This is a genomic window from uncultured Parabacteroides sp., assembly GCF_947855115.1.
GTDB lineage: Bacteria > Bacteroidota > Bacteroidia > Bacteroidales > Tannerellaceae > Parabacteroides.
This window is the reverse complement of record NZ_CANTZW010000037.1, coordinates 1-16,976: the sequence shown is the minus strand read 5'-3', so window position 1 is coordinate 16,976 and position 16,976 is coordinate 1. Positions and strand designations below refer to the sequence as shown.

Here is a 16,976-nt window from a genome sequence, read left to right as displayed (position 1 = left end):
TGCAGAAAGTTTGTGCAATCAGAATTTATATCTATCTTTGCGCCGTCTTAAGAGGGAAATCCCTTGAAGGATGGACATGGTGAGAGTAGCTCAGTTGGTTAGAGCATCGGATTGTGGTTCCGAGGGTCGTGGGTTCGAGCCCCATCTTTCACCCTTTTTAATGTGGTTTTTTAGGGTAAAAATCTTATGTTGAAGAAGTAAGGTTTTATAAAACCAAGGCCTCTGTGAAGAATGAAAGGTTTTTTTTACATGGTGAGAGTAGCTCAGTTGGTTAGAGCATCGGATTGTGGTTCCGAGGGTCGTGGGTTCGAGCCCCATCTTTCACCCTTCCATAAATAAAAAGGACATCTTTACCGGATGTCCTTTTTTGTTGTATTTTGAGTTTTCATAAGGTTTGGGTACGGCTGTTTTTTGTATGATGGCATTCTCGCTGATACCTACGTTGGAGAGATGTTTTCATTTCTTTTTTCATTCAATTTCTTCCTGTATTCCGCAAGAGACATTCCTGTGTGTTTAAGAAAAGCCCTACGGAAGGTTGAATAGGAGTTAAACCCGCAACGCTCGGCTATATCCTGTAAATCCGCGTTAGGTTCTTCTTCTAGTAAAGCCTTGCATCTTTCGATACGAAACTGGTTGACATAACTTGTAAACGGGATTCCTAACTCCTTGTTAAATAGCAAGGATAAATAGGTTCGGCCTATATATAGTTCTTTTTGTACATCTATTAACTTAAGATTGTATCTCAGGTAGGGTTTTTCTTGCTCGAACCAGGTTTGTATTTTTTTCAAATAGAATTGAGGAGATTCTTCTTTCACGTTTACCTCTTGCTCTCTTTCTTTTTCGAGGCATTCTCCATAAGGGATGTTCCATCCTGATCTGAAGCTATGGGTCAAATATATGTCCTTTAGGAAAACCGCATGATAAAAGAAATAATACCATAAAATCATGATGCAACTTTTATTCAGTATATAAAGGATCAGATTATTCGTGATCAACAGAATGAAATATAAAATATAGATGAATGAGAGAATGATCATCACCTTTTTGAGCCATCCTAAATCGAAATCTTCCGGATTAGAAACATTTTCCGATATATATGTAGTATACTCTTTACTATAGCGCAATACTAAAAAGGCCGGTAGTACCATATAAAATACCGTTGTAAGCAGTAATAATGAGCGTAATATGCAATCCAAGTCGAAGGAGGCGAACAAATCTCTTATACAAGAATAAGGATGTATCTCATACCCTGCCATGCAGTAACCTATAAATAATATGGTCTGGACAAGTCCCGGAGACAGGAATATCATCAACCGTTTGATGGTCAGATAGCCAGGTCGTAGGATTTCTATTACGTAACAGGTAGTTGTCGCGAAAACATAAATTCCTATTATCAATATTTCCGGATAAAAAATAGTGTGGGCTTCCTCTATAAATGAATTTGTATACAAACGGGCCGCGATCAGTAATGCCCATGATAACATGCTCCAGCCTAAGATCTTTTTGGCCTTGCTTTTTTGTTTATGAAAAATCAATGTAACTCCACCAAAAGCACAAAGGCTAAAAATCATTATGCTTTGTACGATTTGAATTATATCTAACATGACAATATTGTTTTATAGTTGATGAATAAGTTAATTTTTGATTTACGCGAATGAACGTGCGTAAATCAAATAACTCAAAAATAACTTTTTAAAAGTCAAACGTCTTGTGTGAACGATTTGAACGTTCCGGTTTGCTTGACTTATCTAATTTTGTAAATGTCATGAAAGTTTAATGCAAAGTTAATTGAATTATTTAATAAAAAAACAAAAACGAGTATTTAAAGTATGAACAAGAACGAGTTAGTAAAAACTTGGGCGAAAAGAAGTAACCTGCAAACAGGTGAGGCCCGGAAGATGTTGAACCTTTTATTAGAAATAATGTCGGAAAAATTGGAAAAGGGGGAGTGCATCAAAATACTAAATTGGGGACATTTCAAGCCTTGCGGTCAAGGAGCGCGCTGGGCGAGAAATCCCAAGACGGGAGAGCCACATTTAATCAAACCCCGTATTATTGTGAAGTTTAAAACAGGTAAAAGGCTCCTTAAGATTTTAAATGCGGAATCTTCGCGTTTTTTATCCTAACTTTTATTTATTCTTATTTTACAGAACTTTTCGCTAGAGGCTCTATGTCGTGATGATATGGAGCCTTTTTTTATTTTTTGATATATAATATTGAGGATTTCAAATCTTTGTACTTTTTAAAACGCATAGGCAAATCTTTGAATTTTTTGAAATATCAAGAGAGGTGGCGTGATTTTAGAGCAGACAGGAAAAAGTGGGAAGCGGGTAAGGTTTAAAAGATAAAAAGAGAAGGAAGAAAATGACAACCGTTTTCTTCCTTCTCTTTTTTTCAATTATTCATTGGTGTATAAACCTTCTCTCGATAGCTGTTTATCTAAGTTCGCTACACCGAGCGCTATAATAGCGGTAACCGTAGCTGTATGTTCTTGGTACTCGGGGATGTTCTTTGTGTATAAATCCCGTTCTGTATGCCATATCTCGCCGTAATCAAAATCATACCCTTTGAAATCTTCTGTAGTGAAACCCAATGTCGGGACACCTTCGATAGCAAAAACCGACGCGTCCGTTCCACCCATACGTGTAGGGCGTTTACGGGGTTCGCGAACTTTTACCTCGAAAGGATAGTCCGGGCGGATTTTCTTGACGAGTTCACTGATCTTCACGAAATCATCATACATCGCTTGAGGTACGGAGATACCCACAGGAGGTTCCGGACCACCATCGCGGTTAAACATATTAGCGATTTTCGGCAACTTATCCTTATGAGCTTTCACCCAGGCTTGCGCTCCTAATAAGCCAAACTCTTCACCGGCGAACGCGATAAATAAAATCGTGCGCTTAGGCTTGGCTCCAGACTTGGCGATCATGCGGGCAGCTTCCATCATCGGACCGATTCCCGTGCCACAGTCGATACCTCCGGTAGCCACGTCGAAAGCGTCTAAGTGACCGCTGATAATTACATATTCATCCGGATATTTACTACCTTTGATAGACGCTATGACATTATGGTATTTAATCGGGCCTAACTTGAAATGATTGCGGATATCAAATTCTAATTCGAACGTGCGCCTTTCCTTGACCATTTGCTTGATGATTGCAAATTGATGCTCGTCTAATTTGATGTCAGGAAGTTCCGGCAAGTTATCGAAATTAGTCTTTGGGTCGTTCATCATTTTCCGGTCGTATAACGCACGGATAGGTACGGGAGAGGATTGAATGAAGCCCAATGCCCCGGCCTCACACATTTCCTTATAGTATAGGCCTGGGAATTCTTTATATGGTAGCATCTCGTTGTTCTCTCCTTTTTCCCAGTTGCGGCGTCTCAGATCATTGTTTTTCTTCATGATCTCGTTGTTCTCTTTCTTGATTTCCACACGAAGGGAATCCCCTGATGCGGAACGGTCGATAGGCCAGCCTGTATTTTTCCCGGAGATAAGTACCCAAGCACCGTTTAATCTTCCTTTGATTTGCTGGAATTCTTCGTCATTACGGGGTTCTATCACCACATGCCCGCGTTGTACTCCTTTCGTCCCGGAGGTGTAGGACGGTGTGGCGAAATGTAGGATCATTCCGTTGTCGCCTAATAAACGTCCGAACCAAGGACCTCGGTTGAAACCGACGGGAACGGTGCCAGCCTCTTCCAGCCGGACATCGAGCCCCCAACTTTTAAACTCGCGTACCATCCACTCTGCGGCGTTCTCGTAAGCGTCGGAACCGACTAAACGTCCACCGAAACGATTCGTGAGGATATCCAACTGATGCATCACTTGATTGTCTTTTTGACCCATCTCGATGATTTTTTTCACGGCAGCGTCCTGAGCTGGTACTGGGGAGACTGTCATGCAGGCTAATGCCGCACAAACAAGTAAGATTTTTTTCATAAAGTAGTGTTTATATCATTAAAGTAACTGTTTCTTTTCAGTTCATGCAAATAAAGGAATAAATTTTGACTTATTGCAAATGGAATGGCACTTTCTTTATGTAACTTCGCGGAGTAAACAGATGTAAATGGAAACTATGCGTAGCGTGAAGTGGTTGAGGTCTCTCTTGGTAGTACTCTTTATGAGTTACTACATAGGAGGTACGGCTTTTACCCATACGCATCATTTTCCGACTTATAGTATCACTCACTCTCACCCCTATCTGCCGGGAGCCGATGGTTTGCCTCACCATGAGCATAGTACCGTGGCATTTAATACGATCGAGGAACTGACCGAGTTGTGTATGGAACTGATTCCGTACTTGCCTTTGGTCATAGCTTGGACGCTTCTGATGGTGGTGTTCGTCTTTCTAAAGGAAGGGGTTATTTTACGTCTCGTGCGGCGTGGCGAGTCCCGTGCGCCTCCCTGTTTAGTATACTAATTTGAATCAAGCGTTAGAATCACTTTTTATACTAAACATTTTACGTATCTTATATGAAAGCTATATTTTTACTATTGCTTCCGGCGATAGTACTATGCTCTTGCCATACCCAAAAGCAAGAGGATGAGCGTGTGCGTGCCGTAACGCTCAAAGGGGATATTATACATATCGGTTCGGAATCTCCCGTTTTATCCAAGTTGACGAAAGAAACGGTCAAACAGGAAGCTTACCGTATGGAGTTTACTACCTCGGGGGTCGTACAGGCGATTCCTTCCAATTATGCGGAGGTTGCCTCACCGGTAAGCGGGCGGATTACGAAGTCGTTCGTACGCTTAGGGCAGAAAGTGGCCCCGGGAAGCCCGATTTTCGAGATTAGCGCTCCTGCGGTTTATGAGGCGGGGAAATCTTATTACCAGGCTCGCCAAGAGATGGAGCTGGCTTTGAAAAGTTTGAATCGGGAGAAAGACTTGATGAAAAATAAGGTTGGTGTCCAAAAAGAATTGGAAGAAGCCGAGGTGAATTATGAGTTAAAGAAAAAAGACTATGAGAATATGGTTGCCGCTTTGAAAGTCTTCCAGATCGACCCGGATGAAATGGCCTTGGGGCAACCGTTGATCGTACGCTCGCCTATAGCCGGTGAGGTTGTGAAGGACCGGATTGTAATCGGGCAATATCTGAAAGAGGATGCCGAGCCTGTGGCTGTCATCGCCGATTTGCGTAAGGTATGGGTAGCCGCTCATGTAAAAGAGAAGGATTTAAGTTTAATACAGGCCTTGGATGAGGTGGAAATCCGCTTGGTGGCCATGCCGGATAAACCGATATCGGGAAAGATTTATCATATCAGCGAGATGCTAGACCCCGATACCCGTTCGGTGGAGGTCTTGATCGAGTGCGATAACAGTTCCCGTCTGATGAAACCGGAGATGTATGGTACGGTCAAGCTGAGCGACCGTGAGGCTGAGGTGATCCGTATACCGACTTCCGCTATCTTGCAGGAAGAGGAGAATATGTACGTGTTGGTGGAATTGGGAAGTAATGATTTCCGGAAACAAAAGATCGAGACCGGTCTTACGGAAAATGGTAAGACGGTGGTTTTATCCGGCTTGAACGTGGGTGACGAGATCGTGGCTACAGGAGCGTTTTATTTACTTGACGCACGCTAATGGATTATGAAAAAGATTATTTATCTGGCGATACATCGGCGAGGACTGATGTTCGTGTTGTTCATGTTCTTGGCGATCGTTGGTTATTATTCTTGGACACGGTTGGCGATAGATGCTTATCCGGATATCGCCGATACCACTGTGCAGGTCGTAACACAGGTTCCCGGATTGGCCGCCGAGGAGATCGAGCAACAAATCAGCATTCCGATCGAGCGGGCTATGAATGGTCTGCCGGGATTAAGCGTGATGCGTAGTAAGAATACGTTCGGTTTATCTACGGTCGTGTTGGTTTTTGATGATGGTATTGAGGATTATTGGGCCCGGCAACGTGTACAAGAGCGGTTGGTAGACGTGGAGCTTCCTTATAATGCGGTTCCCGGCTTAAATCCTTTGACTTCGCCAACGGGAGAGATCTTCCGTTATGTGCTGGAAAGTGACCGTTTGGATTTGAGGGAATTGACCGATTTGCATAAATGGGTAATTATTCCGAGGCTGAAACAGGTTACCGGCGTTGCGGACGTTAGTAATTACGGAGGTATCACTACCCAATACCAGATTGAGGTGAACCCTTATAAGATGGAACAATACGACATTACTTTAGGGGATATTACGGAAAAGATTGAGAAGAATAACGTGAACGCCGGTGGTAGTATGTTAAGCCGGGGAGATTTGAGTTACGTGATCCGTGGAATCGGTCTGGTTAAGGACTTGGAAGACTTGGGGCATATCGTGATCAAGACTGTGAACGGTGTCCCGGTCTACTTAAACGATATCGGTAAACTGAAATACGGTAACTTGGAGCGTAAGGGTGTTTTAGGTTTTACGGACGATACCCGTGATTATTCCGATGGTGTGGAAGGTATCGTGCAAATGCTCAGGGGCGAGAATCCATCCAGGGTACTGGATGATGTACATAAGGCGGTAGAAGAACTAAATAACGAGACACTTCCCGAAGGAACCTGTATCCATCCGTTTATGGATCGGACGGATTTGGTTAATACGACTTTACATACCGTCTCTCATACCTTGTTCGAGGGTATGGTGCTGGTAGTCTTGGTACTGATCTTATTCTTGGGGAGTTGGCGCGGTGCTTTGCTGGTGGCCTTAACCATTCCCTTGTCTCTATTGATTGCCTTTATTTTGATGCATGTCACAAATATTCCCGCAAATCTACTTTCATTAGGCGCTATAGATTTCGGTATTTTGGTAGATGGAGCGATCGTGATGATGGAAACGGTCTTGAAGAAAAGAGAACGGCATTTGGATGAGGTATTGACGGAGGATTCGATCTTGCGTCGTACGACGGAGGTGGCTCGCCCGATCTTTTTCTCTACTTTGATTATCATAACCGCCTATCTTCCTTTGTTCGCTTTCGAGCATATTGAGAAGAAATTGTTTACGCCGATGGCTTATACCGTAGGGTATGCCTTGCTGGGCGCTTTGTGCGTGGCCTTGTTTTTGATTCCGGGATTGGCATTTTATGCGTATCGCAAGCCGGGAAAGATTTACCGTAATCGTTGGTTAGAGAAGCTATCCGCTGCTTATCATTCGCAAATTGTCCGATTGATGGAGAAGCCGAGACGGGTTATCGTACCATTACTGGTGATATTACTCGGTGCGGGGATTTTAAGTTATACCGTAGGAAAAGATTTCTTGCCTCCGTTGGATGAAGGGGCGATTTGGATACAGGTACAGCTTCCTCCGGGCATTTCCATTGAGAAATCGAAAGAGATGGGAGCGGAGCTTCGGAAGACTTTGAAAGAGTTTGAGGAAGTCTCGTATGTAATGACCCAGGTTGGCCGTGATGACGAGGGAGCGGAAGCGTTCTCACTTTCCCATGTGGAATGCGGCGTGGGATTGAAGCCCTATGGTACGTGGAAATTCGGTAAGACGAAAGCGGATTTGATCGAGGAGATGGCAGCTAAGTTGGAAACCATGCCTGGCTATTCGGTAGGTTTTTCACAGCCGATCATCGATATGGTGATGGATCAGATCGCCGGAGCTCATAGTGATTTGGCGTTGAAGATCTATAGCGATGATATTACGGGTAGCCGCCATATAGCGGATCAAGTCGCTAATGTGTTGAAGGAAATTCCGGGTGCTGCCGATGTCGCAGTAGATCAAGAGCCTCCGCTGCCGCAGTTACAGATTATCGCGGATCGTGCCCGTATCGCTCAGTATGGCTTGAACGTATCGGATGTGGCCGATTTGATTGAGTTGGCGATCGGTGGTGCTTCTATCTCCCAGATATTTGTCGGAAGTAAAAGTTACGACGTGATTTGCCGTTTCGATGACGCTAGCCGTAATTCTCCCGAACGTATCGGTAACCTATTGCTGACAACCGGTTCCGGAACGAAAGTTCCTCTTTTGCAAGTAGCGGAGATTAAGATGACAACGGGTGCCAGTACGATTACACGTGAGATGAATAAACGACACTTGACAGTACGGGTTAATTTGCGTGGCGTGGACTTGACGGCGTTCTTGAACAAGGCAAATGCGTTGATTGATAAAGAGGTGAAATACGATCATGATTCCATACATTTGAAATGGGCCGGACAGTTCGAGAACCAGCATCGTGCGTATGCCCGCTTGGGGGCTGTGGTTCCTTTAGCGTTGGGACTGATGTTGCTTTTGTTGTTTGCGGCTTGTGGCAAATTCCGGCAGGCGGCTTTGATGATGAGCGTCGTACCTTTGGCTCTGTTTGGGGGTATGCTGGCGTTGAATGTCCGGGGGATGACCTTGAATGTTTCCTCGGCGGTTGGTTTTATCGCCTTGATCGGTGTCGCTATCCAAAATGGCGTGATCATGATTTCGCATATCAATAACTTGCGTACAAGGGAACGAGATTTGAAAGATGCGGTGATAACGGGTACTAAGCACCGTTTCCGTCCGATCTTGATGACGGCTACGGTTGCGGTCTTGGGATTGCTTCCTGCCTCTGTCAGTACGGGTATAGGTTCGGACGTGCAGCGTCCGTTGGCTACGGTAATCGTTTACGGGCTTTTGTTTGCTACGGTTATTACGCTTTATGTGCTTCCCGCTTTATATTATATGATCGAGAAGCATTATGAGGGGAAGGATTTGACACCGGTATCGGAGGAAAAAGAGCTGCATGCTTAGCCCGGAGATGGAATTAAAAGAATGTACTATTTTTAGATTAGAAAGTATGAAGAAATATATAATCTTGTCGTTACTCTGCGGATGTTTGTCCGTGAATGCCCAGACCATGCTTCCGCTTACGTACCGGCAATATATGGAGAGAGTGGCTGAAGGTAACTTAGAGTATGCGTCGGAAAAATTGAATGTGCCGGCCGCTAAAGCCGAAGTGACAGCGGCAAAGGTGTTTAACGATCCGAATCTTTCCGTGTCTTATTTCAATAATGAGAATAATTCCTTACAAATGGGAGAAGGTGTTGAGGTAGAGCTAAGCAAGACTTTTTCCTTTGGAAAACGGGGTGCGAATATCTCATTGGCACGTAGCGAGAGTGAGTTGGCCGAGGCTCTGTTAGCCGATTATTTCCGGAATCTCCGGGCAGACGCTACGGTCGCCTATATGGAAGCCTTGAAACAACATGAGTTGTATAAGGTAAAGGAAAATGCTTATGAGAATATCCGGACGTTGGCTGAGAGCGACAGTATCCGTTTCTCTTTAGGCCAAATCCGTGAGGTGGATGCTACGCAGAGCCGGGTGGAGGCGGGTGTCTTACGGAACGAGTTGTTGCAAGCCGGAGCGGAATTGAAAAATGCGTTCTCGAATTTAAATCTCTTGACGGGGGCTTTCAGTACGGATACTTTATTTCTCCCTGAGGCCGAGTTACGTACGGAGCCTAGGGATTTTATCCTTGCAGACTTAATTACAGTGGCAAGCGAGGGGCGTACGGATTTGGTCGCTGCTTTGAAAAATAAGGAAGTGGCTGCGAGGGCCTTGAAAGTAGCCCGCCGGGAACGGAATACGGATGTGGATTTGTCTATTACTGTAAGCCGTAATGCCCGGGTCTATAATGAGGAAGCCCCGGCGCCTCCTTTCACCGGAGTGACGGCTGGTATCGCGGTTCCTTTGAAATTCTCTAATTTCAATAAAGGAACGATTCGTGCCGCTCGTTATCGGGAGCAACAAGCGGAAGTACAATATAAGCAGGCTCTTTTGCAAGTACAGACGGAAGTTATGCAAGCATATCGTAATTATCAGTCTTTCGCCGAGCAAGTAAATCATTATGAGGATGGACTTTTGAGGCAAGCCCGTGAGGTGATGGATGGTAAGATTTACAGCTATAATAGGGGGGAAGTCTCTTTGTTGGAAGTCTTGGATGCCCAGCGTACTTACGATGATGTGCAAGCCCAGTATATCGAAACGCTGTTTAATTACAGTTCGGCATTGGTTGAATTAGAACGCTCGGCGGGTATTTGGGATATTGATATTTGATATTCCATCATTGTCATAAGATTTGTCTTTTCGTTTTTTTAAACAAATCAAAGATAGGCTATATATTTGAATATTATGTATTTTTGCGTCTAAATAAAATGAGCGCATGATATTCTACTTTACAGGAACAGGGAACTCCCGTTGGGTTGCGGAAGCGTTGGGAAAGGCTTTTGAGGAGTCGTTGGTATCCATAGCCGAAGTGTTGAAAGAGGAAAAGAATGAATATGTTTATCCGTTGGGTGAGAGGGAAAAGGTTATTTTTGTATTTCCTGTTCATTCTTGGGGACCGGCGGTGTTGGTTACTCGCCTTATTTCCCGGTTGAGGCTGGAAGGATATAGAGGGCAGGCGGTTTATTTCGTATGTACTTGTGGTGATGATTGCGGGTATACGGATCGGATCATGCGGAAAGCCCTGCGAAAAAGAGGAATTATCTTGACGAATGGCTTTTCGGTACAAATGCCGAACAATTATATCTTGATGCCGGGATTCGATGTGGATAGCAAAGAGGTGGAGGCTGATAAGTTACGGAAAGCATCGGAACGTGTTCAAGAGATTATCGGGAGGATTCGCCAAGAGAAGAATCTTCCTCTATATTATGTGGGTGGAGCGCCTTTTTTGAAAAGTTATCTGGTATATCCGCTTTTCGTGAATTTTACGATTGGTAGTAATCGGTTTTATGCGACAGACGCTTGTGTCTCTTGCGGGATTTGCGCAAAAATCTGTCCGACCGGAACAATAACTCTGTCTAAAGGGGGTAAGCCCAAATGGGCGAATACTTGTGTTCAGTGTGTGGCCTGTATTCATCGTTGTCCGGTACGTGCGATAGAATATGGTAAGATTTCGTTGAAAAAGGGACGTTATCATCATCCTGGGTTCAAATAATCAATAAATAGAATAGAGAGAGATGAAGCAACTTTGTATGATGGCGCTTGCCGGCCTTTTGATGGTTGGTTGCCAAGAAGCTCCGAAAGGATATGTTATCAATGGAGAGGTGGAGAATATGCCCGACGGTAAAATTTACCTGAAGTCGTTTCGCAATAAGATGTTTTTTGATGTGGATACGGCAGAGGTCAAAGACGGAAAATTCACCTTTAAGGGTGAGGTGGATCAACCCTTGTTGTTCGGTTTGGCAACCGAGAATATGAATTATCCGGTTCAGCTTTTCTTGGAGAATACGAATATGAATGTTAGGATCGGGAATGATGGAGAGACTGTTACCGTACAAAATTCGCCGGTGAATAAGGTCTTTCAAGAAAATGCGGAGAAGATATTTGAAGAAGGGTATGATATCGACAGCCTGATTTCGAAGTATCCGGACTCTCCGGCTGCTGCGTTCTATCTGTATCGTTATTTTACCTATCAATTATCTTTGGATGATTTGAAGGCAACTCGTGCTAAGATTTCCCCGGCATTGGCGAATTGTCCTTATGTGAAGGATCTGGATGGTATTATCAAGCAATTGGAACATGTACAGATCGGACAAGTCGCTCCGGAGTTCTCCTTGCCGGATACAGCCGGTGTTTCTGTGTCTTTGTCGGATTTCAGGGGGAAATATGTGTTATTGGATTTCTGGGCCTCTTGGTGCCCTCCATGCCGCAAGGAAAATCCTAATGTGGTAAATGCCTTCCAGCAATATAAGGATAAGAACTTTACGATTGTTGGCATCTCCTTGGACAAGGACAAGGCTAAATGGCAGAAAGCGATCGCTGACGATCATCTGACTTGGACTCACGTTTCCGACTTGAAATATTGGGATTCTGAGATCCCGGCTCTTTATGGGGTGCGGGGAATTCCGGCAAATGTATTATTGGATCCGAACGGCGTGATAATCGCGAAGAATATTACCGGAGAGGATTTACAAAATACCTTGAAAGAAGTTATTAAGTAAGTATGAAAATAATGCTGCTTGCTTGTATGTCCTTTCTTTTCAGTCTCCATATTTCCGCTGAGGGAAAGAAGGGATTTGAGGATGCGGTCCGTTTGGCGGTTTCCCGTCAAATGGATGCTTATCCGAAATCTACTTTGAAAGACTTATATAAGAATTTCTTCCAAGATAAATTTGGTCCGGGGCATCTTATCAGTGATACCATCGGAGCCGGAAACTATTTGCGCCGGGAGTTGGCCTCTTATTCCCGAACCGAGGGTGTCTTAGCGGAACCTACCGGATGGGAAGGTAACTTCTTTCGAGTGAATTTATCCGTTATAAAGAACAATCAAGTTCCTTATGATATCTTTTTTGACGCTTTTGTGCGTAGTGTAAATGGCATACGTCCGATTACGGTTCCTGAGTGGCAGAAAGAATGGCATCAGATAGAGGCGATTATTCGTTCCATGAATCTCTCGCTTCCGGATTATGAGTCGGATAAGGCAGAGATAGAGAGCCGTTTAGATAAAGGGGAGTATGTAGGACATCATAGTAAGGTATTTGAGGATTCTTATTCACCCCATTATCGCATTATTAGCCGGGAGATTTTTGAGAAGGAGATAAAACCGCTCCTTTCACGTTAGGGGATAATAAATTTCAGGGTTATGGAAAAGGCCCCCATTCCTATAGAGGAAATGGCGGGCCTTTTTTTAAGCTATGACAAGTTTATTTCAGTGGAATAAGGGTAAAGCCCCAGTTGTATTCCCGGTTTGCCGGTAATGTATAAGCTGGTTCCGGGCGTGAGCCCCAACTATCGTAACCTGCTACACCTTGTTGTTTTAAGTCAACGCAAACCTCAACGAAGTTACGAGGCGTAATGTCGTTGATATGATGCTGGCGACGCAGTACGTTCTTTGCTGCGGCTTCATCATGATTCGCTACTTGTTCCGGCGTGAAATTAGTCCATTGGCGGGGAAGATTAGTTGCTTCCTCATCATCAAAATCCTCTATGGAGTTACGTAAAGCGTTAAAACCAATCGTATTATCCGCTTGGATTAACAAGCCTTTCTTTCCGGAGCTAAGCGATACCCAACGTGTGTCGGTATGATGACCGTTTTCCTGTGGGCGTACATACGGGAAATATAATTCCTCGGCTGTAGATTTATATAGACCGATCATACTACCGGCATTTCTGTCCCAATAGTTCTCTGCGGGTCCCCGTCCGAAATATTCCACTAGATTCATGCTAGCCGGTAAGCGGAAACGAACACCGATACGGGGTACATTCAATTTAGACGCTTCTTTACGAGCTGCGTCTCGTCCTGGAGTGAATGTGGCGGTACGGGTAGCTTCAGACACTTCTGTTTGGGCGGCATCCATATCCGTGGATGTAAAACGGGCGGCAACATTTACGGCTCCGCTTGGGTAGATTGTGTAATTTACGATGTATAGGTTTCCAGCCGGTAATAAATAGTTCACGTTCATTATGGCATTCTTGCCCTCCATCGTGACGGTAGCGTCTGTCACGTTGAAGTTCTTGCTGCTTTCCTTCCATACTTGCAAACGTTTTGGCATACCGTTTCCATAATCGTTGTCGGTCGGCGCACGCCAGAAATTCGGTTGTATACCGAAACCTTCGCTGAAATATTCCGTGCCGTCTACTTTATAAGAGGTAACGATTCCCGTCTTCTTGTTAAACACGAAATTCACCTTTGAAGAAGAAGCGGATAAGTTATCCCCATTTATTGAAACCGTTAATTTAGGACCACTCGTTTTAAACTCTTTCTCGATGCTTTCGATTGGTAAACGGAATTGATCATGAGCAATCTCGTGCCCGATAGGGATTAACGGCTCTTTTTCCACGGTAGTTACGTTGAAGTTTACGAAATATTCCGTACCGGCTTGCGGCTTTAAGTTTCCTATGGGGACAGTAAATTCTTTAGAAGCCTGAGGTTCGATATCTAAAGAGACTTTACCGGAGCGTACAATCTTATGATTGGCTGTTACGCTATAGTGGATCATATATTTTTTTAGGTTCGTGAAGTAGAAACGGTTTGTGATGCGAAATGAACCATTCGATAAATCAATTGCTTCAAAGCCAATATTTTGATGGGCATATTTAACCTCAGCCATGGCAGGATGCGGGGTACGATCTGGGCTTACTATGCCGTTGCAAAGGAAGTTTCCGTCACTAGGGGCGTTTACTCCGTAGTCGCCACCGTAGGTATAATATTCACGTCCATTCTTGTCTTTTTCCAAAATACCTTGGTCTACCCAGTCCCAGATGAATCCTCCTTGTAGGTTCGGATACTTATAAATAGCTTTCCACTGATCCCATAAGTTACCGGAAGAGTTTCCCATTGCATGTGAGTATTCCGAGGGGGCTACCGGACGATCACTACCTTTACGCCCGATCTCTTCTAACCATTCTGCGCTCGGATATTGGGGTACATACATGTCTGTGTTCCATTCCCAAAGGGCTCGCTCGTAGTTTACCGGACGGTTCATGCCGTTTTTTTCTTTATCTTTCAGATAGAGATAGGTTTGGTAGAAATTGTATCCGTTTCCGGCCTCATTTCCGAGCGACCAGAAAGTGATACTCGGATAATTCTTGTTTCGTTCGTACATATTTATCGTACGGTCCATGTGCGGGATCAACCATTCCGGATTATTACCCAAAGTACCACCTTTTTTCAGGCTGTAATACATGCCGTGAGACTCAATGTTTGCCTCATCGTAAACATATAATCCGTATTCGTCGCAAAGCTCATAGAATTTACGATCTTGCGGATAATGGCATAGGCGGACAGCGTTGATATTATTTTGCTTCATCAACTCAAAATCCTTACGCATGATATCTTCAGTTACGTAATGTCCGGTCTCCGGATTATGTTCATGAATATTGACACCTTTAAACTTAACCGGTTGTCCGTTGAACAGTAAGACTGTATAAGGTTTTCCATCTTCCGCTACTTGGTCTATCTGCTTCATCTCAAATCGACGGAAGCCGACATTGAAAGGAACGACCTCAGTCACTTTCCCGTTTTCTTTTATCGTCATCAATAGTTTGTATAGATTTGGATGTTCAGCGCTCCAAGGGGCTACGTTATTTAAATCATACTCGAAAGACGCTGTTTGCGGGCTAACGGGACTTACCCATACGTTGTTAGCCTCAGATGCCACTAGATTCCCTTTTGCGTCTAATAGCTCGTAACCTACATTTAAGTTCTTTGTTTCTTGTGTATGATTTTTTAAGTCGATCGCCAATTTGAAGATTCCGTTCGTATATGTATCGTCCAAGGTTGAAATGACACGAAAATCTTGAATACCGGCCTTGGGTTGAGACCAAAGAAATACGTCTCGCTCAATACCGCTCATTCTCCAGAAATCCTGACACTCTAAATAAGAACCCGTACTCCAGCGGAATATTTTTAATGTAAGTACATTCTTTCCGGGTTGAAGATATTTATTGATCAGAAACTCGGCTGGATTCTTGGAATCCTCGCTATAGCCGACTTCTTTTCCATTTAAATATACGTAAAGACCCGATTTGGCTCCGGCGATGTGTAAATAAATATCCCTGTTGTCCCATCCTGTCGGAATCTCAATATCTCTGCGATACACTCCAACCGGATTCGCTTCCGGCAATAATGGAGGTTGAGGATTTCTTGGTTTAAACTCATAACCATGATTCGTATAGATAGCGGTGCCATATCCTTGTACTTCCCAGTTTCCGGGAACGGTTATATCATCCCATGAGGAGGTGTTAATGGAAGGATCCGTGATATTTTGAGGAAGGTCTTTATAAGAGTCGACAAAGAAGAATTTCCATGTACCGTTTAATAGGGAATAGTATGGGCTTTTCTCAAATCGAGAGGTGAGAGCGGTTTCCCGGTCTGTGTAACTCATGAAGGAACTTCTGGGCTTTTCCTTGTTTACGGCTATGACTTGAATGTCTTGCCAATAAGGTTTGGATGGTTGAGGTGAAGAATCATCCGCATAAGCCATTCCGAAAATAAGGCAACCTAATGCCCCGGAAAACATCATTTTTTTGATAGAGTTCATATTTATTGTATTTTATTTAGATTAGCATTGAGGCATTGGGAATTGGGAATTACGAGTTATAAAAAGTTTTATTTAATTCCCAATTCCCGATTTTGAGTTCTCAATTATCTAGCGGCATAGTAAGAATATCCGTTAGCTACTTGTTGGAATGCTAAAACTCCAGCTTGATTTAATTCCACGTTCATTTCTTTACCGTCCGGCAAATACATGACAACTTCATCATTACCGTTGAATTTTAGCAATTTGGTACTTTCCCCATCTGCCTCTACATTCCAGCTTTGATCAGCTTCGTTGAAAACTAAATCAACCGCATTCTCATCTCCTTCTTTCTGGATATGATATCCGTCTGCTTTTGTCTCTACAGTATAAACACCGTCTTTACCATCGATTGTCTTAACACTGCCTACATCTGCCACTGGATTACTTCCACTCCAGAATTCGATAGAATTGATTACAAGAACGTCAGCCAAAGTGGAAATCTCGTAAACCGGGACTATCCAGAAAGCGATGAACACTAGCTCATTAACAAACTTACTATCGATGGTTCTATTCCACGTTAAAAGTTTGTTTGTTAAACCAAAAGATCCTATACAGGACGAAAATAGGATACTACTTGCTACCGTAGTCGCTAGTAATAAAGTTAAGCTTTTCTTTTTCATGATTTAAAAATTAGTAATTAACAAGGGACGAAGATAACAATTTTTTCATGATAACATGATAAATAGTAGTTTATATTAAAGAATAGAAGTAATAGGTGTTTTATGTTAATCAAATTTCTAGGAGCATGTAGTTCTGGTGGAACTCCGTTTATTACTCAATATGCTAAACTTATGTTTGGATTTTAAACAATGTACTCCTCTGATATTTATGACTTCATACTAAAAAGGATTATCGTTTAAAAGACTACTTGTTAAATATTTTAACGGCAGGGAAACTTTTTTAGTATTGCGTATAAAAAATTAGTCTTTTTTATTTTATAATTAAAAATAAAGCTATATTTGCTGCGTCAAATGATTATAAGTTCCACCAGAAC

Annotated in this window: 12 protein-coding genes and 2 tRNA genes; 10 read left to right on the top strand and 4 right to left on the bottom strand. The window is 43.3% G+C overall.

Annotated elements, in window-relative coordinates; genetic code table 11:
* The first annotated feature begins 79 nt into the window (after window positions 1-79).
* Both Q0110_RS16650 and Q0110_RS16645 read left to right on the top strand, forming a co-directional pair.
* A tRNA-His gene (locus Q0110_RS16650) sits at window positions 80-153 on the top strand.
* A 99-nt stretch (window positions 154-252) separates the two neighbouring features.
* A tRNA-His gene (locus tag Q0110_RS16645) sits at window positions 253-326 on the top strand.
* A gap of 111 nt (window positions 327-437) precedes the next feature.
* Here the strand turns inward: Q0110_RS16645 and Q0110_RS16640 are convergent.
* Window positions 438-1,604 carry a helix-turn-helix domain-containing protein gene (locus Q0110_RS16640; protein WP_297909026.1) on the bottom strand — a complete coding sequence of 389 codons (1,167 nt, stop codon included), beginning with the start codon at window positions 1,602-1,604 and terminating at the stop codon, window positions 438-440.
* A gap of 225 nt (window positions 1,605-1,829) precedes the next feature.
* Here Q0110_RS16640 and Q0110_RS16635 point away from each other — a divergent pair, with 225 nt between their 5' ends.
* Entirely contained in the window at window positions 1,830-2,126 is a 297-nt protein-coding gene (locus tag Q0110_RS16635; RefSeq protein ID WP_297909022.1) for an HU family DNA-binding protein, read from the top strand.
* A 272-nt stretch (window positions 2,127-2,398) separates the two neighbouring features.
* On the opposite strand, the gene Q0110_RS16630 is transcribed toward Q0110_RS16635, so the two are convergent.
* Window positions 2,399-3,946, bottom strand: coding sequence for a M20/M25/M40 family metallo-hydrolase (locus Q0110_RS16630; protein WP_297909019.1), 1,548 nt, complete (start codon window positions 3,944-3,946; stop codon window positions 2,399-2,401).
* A gap of 127 nt (window positions 3,947-4,073) precedes the next feature.
* Between Q0110_RS16630 and Q0110_RS16625 the strand changes: the two genes are divergently transcribed.
* The 7 genes from Q0110_RS16625 (at window position 4,074) to Q0110_RS16595 (ending at window position 12,522) form a co-directional block, all read left to right on the top strand.
* Window positions 4,074-4,427, top strand: coding sequence for a hypothetical protein (locus Q0110_RS16625; protein ID WP_297909016.1), 354 nt, complete (start codon window positions 4,074-4,076; stop codon window positions 4,425-4,427).
* Window positions 4,428-4,480: 53 nt separating this feature from the next.
* On the top strand, window positions 4,481-5,590 hold the full coding sequence (locus Q0110_RS16620; protein WP_297909014.1) for an efflux RND transporter periplasmic adaptor subunit: 1,110 nt from the start codon (window positions 4,481-4,483) through the stop codon (window positions 5,588-5,590).
* Between the two features lie 6 nt (window positions 5,591-5,596).
* Window positions 5,597-8,710, top strand: a complete 3,114-nt coding sequence (locus tag Q0110_RS16615) for a CusA/CzcA family heavy metal efflux RND transporter (RefSeq protein WP_297909011.1) — start codon at window positions 5,597-5,599, stop codon at window positions 8,708-8,710.
* A 28-nt stretch (window positions 8,711-8,738) separates the two neighbouring features.
* On the top strand, window positions 8,739-10,013 hold the full coding sequence (locus Q0110_RS16610; RefSeq protein ID WP_297909089.1) for a TolC family protein: 1,275 nt from the start codon (window positions 8,739-8,741) through the stop codon (window positions 10,011-10,013).
* 106 nt (window positions 10,014-10,119) lie between these two features.
* On the top strand, window positions 10,120-10,896 hold the full coding sequence (locus tag Q0110_RS16605; RefSeq protein ID WP_297909008.1) for an EFR1 family ferrodoxin: 777 nt from the start codon (window positions 10,120-10,122) through the stop codon (window positions 10,894-10,896).
* 22 nt (window positions 10,897-10,918) lie between these two features.
* Window positions 10,919-11,902, top strand: coding sequence for a TlpA disulfide reductase family protein (locus Q0110_RS16600; protein WP_297909005.1), 984 nt, complete (start codon window positions 10,919-10,921; stop codon window positions 11,900-11,902).
* Window positions 11,903-11,904: 2 nt separating this feature from the next.
* Window positions 11,905-12,522 (top strand): hypothetical protein, encoded by a 618-nt coding sequence (locus Q0110_RS16595; protein ID WP_297909002.1) that lies wholly within the window; start codon window positions 11,905-11,907, stop codon window positions 12,520-12,522.
* 82 nt (window positions 12,523-12,604) lie between these two features.
* On the opposite strand, the gene Q0110_RS16590 is transcribed toward Q0110_RS16595, so the two are convergent.
* Together Q0110_RS16590 and Q0110_RS16585 are read right to left on the bottom strand one after the other, a co-directional pair.
* On the bottom strand, window positions 12,605-15,943 hold the full coding sequence (locus Q0110_RS16590) for a glycoside hydrolase family 2 TIM barrel-domain containing protein (RefSeq protein WP_297908999.1): 3,339 nt from the start codon (window positions 15,941-15,943) through the stop codon (window positions 12,605-12,607).
* A gap of 104 nt (window positions 15,944-16,047) precedes the next feature.
* Complete coding sequence (locus tag Q0110_RS16585; protein WP_297908996.1) at window positions 16,048-16,602, bottom strand: DUF3332 domain-containing protein; 555 nt, start codon at window positions 16,600-16,602, stop codon at window positions 16,048-16,050.
* Between the last annotated feature and the right edge of the window lie 374 nt (window positions 16,603-16,976).